The organism is Prevotella sp. P5-50 (genome assembly GCF_002251295.1).
GTDB lineage: Bacteria > Bacteroidota > Bacteroidia > Bacteroidales > Bacteroidaceae > Prevotella.
This window is the reverse complement of sequence record NZ_NPJA01000034.1, coordinates 1-1619: the sequence shown is the minus strand read 5'-3', so window position 1 is coordinate 1619 and position 1619 is coordinate 1. Positions and strand designations below refer to the sequence as shown.

The following is a 1619-nucleotide window of genomic DNA, read 5'->3' as shown; positions in this document are numbered from 1 at the left end:
TGTAGTATATTATTGCTTAATCCAAATGAATATTATAAATTTAGGAATTCTTGCTCACATTGATGCAGGAAAAACTTCCGTAACCGAGAATCTGCTGTTTGCCAGTGGAGCAACGGAAAAGTGCGGCTGTGTGGATAATGGTGACACCATAACGGACTCTATGGATATAGAGAAACGTAGAGGAATTACTGTTCGGGCTTCTACGACATCTATTATCTGGAATGGTGTGAAATGCAATATCATTGACACTCCGGGACACATGGATTTTATTGCGGAAGTGGAGCGGACATTCAAAATGCTTGATGGAGCAGTCCTCATCTTATCCGCAAAGGAAGGCATACAAGCGCAGACAAAGTTGCTGTTCAATACTTTACAGAAGCTGCAAATCCCGACAATTATATTTATCAATAAGATTGACCGAGCCGGTGTGAATTTGGAGCGTTTGTATCTGGATATAAAAGCAAATCTGTCTCAAGATGTCCTGTTTATGCAAAATGTTGTCGATGGATCGGTTTATCCGGTTTGCTCCCAAACATATATAAAGGAAGAATACAAAGAATTTGTATGCAACCATGACGACAATATATTAGAACGATATTTGGCGGATAGCGAAATTTCACCGGCTGATTATTGGAATACGATAATCGCTCTTGTGGCAAAAGCCAAAGTCTATCCGGTGCTACATGGATCAGCAATGTTCAATATCGGTATCAATGAGTTGTTGGACGCCATCACTTCTTTTATACTTCCTCCGGCATCGGTCTCAAACAGACTTTCAGCTTATCTTTATAAGATAGAGCATGACCCCAAAGGACATAAAAGAAGTTTTCTAAAAATAATTGACGGAAGTCTGAGACTTCGAGACGTTGTAAGAATCAACGATTCGGAAAAATTCATCAAGATTAAAAATCTAAAAACTATCAATCAGGGCAGAGAGATAAATGTTGATGAAGTGGGCGCCAATGATATCGCGATTGTAGAGGATATGGATGATTTTCGAATCGGAAATTATTTAGGTGCTGAACCTTGTTTGATTCAAGGATTATCGCATCAGCATCCCGCTCTCAAATCCTCCGTCCGGCCAGACAGGCCCGAAGAGAGAAGCAAGGTGATATCCGCTCTGAATACATTGTGGATTGAAGACCCGTCTTTGTCCTTTTCCATAAACTCATATAGTGATGAATTGGAAATCTCGTTATATGGTTTAACCCAAAAGGAAATCATACAGACATTGCTGGAAGAACGATTTTCCGTAAAGGTCCATTTTGATGAGATCAAGACTATATACAAAGAACGACCTGTAAAAAAGGTCAATAAGATTATTCAGATCGAAGTGCCGCCCAACCCTTATTGGGCCACAATAGGGCTGACTCTTGAACCCTTACCGTTAGGGACAGGGTTGCAAATCGAAAGTGACATCTCCTATGGTTATCTGAACCATTCTTTTCAAAATGCCGTTTTTGAAGGGATTCGTATGTCTTGCCAATCCGGGTTACATGGATGGGAAGTGACTGATCTGAAAGTAACTTTTACTCAAGCCGAGTATTATAGCCCGGTAAGTACACCTGCTGATTTCAGACAGCTGACCCCTTATGTCTTCAGGCTGGCCTTGCAACAGT

The 1619-nt window shown here is 40.8% G+C and carries 1 protein-coding gene; it reads left to right on the top strand.

Translation table 11 applies throughout. The annotated features are described in order from the left end of the window. Nucleotides 1-25: 25 nt before the first annotated feature. The coding region (gene tet, locus CIK88_RS08375) for a tetracycline resistance ribosomal protection protein (protein ID WP_094435820.1) at nucleotides 26-1619 on the top strand (1594 nt) is incomplete at its 3' end.